The organism is Streptomyces sp. DH12 (assembly GCF_020873895.1).
Taxonomy (GTDB): domain Bacteria; phylum Actinomycetota; class Actinomycetes; order Streptomycetales; family Streptomycetaceae; genus Streptomyces.
In genome coordinates, this window is record NZ_JAHWGT010000376.1 from 1 (window position 1) to 655 (window position 655).

1 protein-coding gene is annotated in these 655 nt (G+C 74.7%); it reads left to right on the plus strand.

Annotation, left to right across the window (positions count from 1 at the left end; all coding sequences use genetic code 11):
• On the plus strand, window positions 1-655 hold a 655-nt coding region (locus LPA54_RS34655), incomplete at both ends, for an AMP-binding protein (protein WP_228984602.1).

The following is a 655-nucleotide window of genomic DNA, read 5'->3' on the forward strand; positions in this document are numbered from 1 at the left end:
GTCCTCGGCTGGGCCGCGGGCCCGGACCTGCCCGCCTCGCCGCTGCTGTTCCACGAGCACGTCGCCGCATGGGCCGCCCGCACCCCGCACGCCGTCGCCGTCGAGCACCGCGGCCAGACCCTGACCTACGCCGAACTCCACGAGCAGGCCGAACAGATCGCCCGCCGCCTGCGGCTGCTCGGCGTCGGACCCGAGAGCGTCGTCGGCATCTGCGTCGACCGGGGGCCGGACTGGGTCCGCGCCGCGCTCGGCGTGCTGCGCTCCGGCGGCGCGTTCGTCCCGCTGGACCCCCAACACCCCACCGACCGGCTCGCGTTCATGGCCGAGGACAGCGGCATGCGGGTGCTGCTGACCCAGCGGGCGCTGGACGGCGCCGTCCCCTTCGACGGCCCCACCCTCCACCTGGACATGCCCGCCGAGCCGGTCGGACCGGTGCCGGGCCGCGAGCCCGACGCCGACACCTTCGCCTACCTGATCTACACCTCCGGCTCCACCGGCGTCCCCAAGGGCGTCGCCATCGCGCACGGCGGCCTGTCCAACATGCTCGAAGGCCAGCGCGACCTGGTCGAGCCCACCCCCGAGGACCGCGTCCTGCAGTTCGCGTCCTTCGGCTTCGACGCCTCCATCCTGGAACTGACCTGGGCCCTCGCCAACG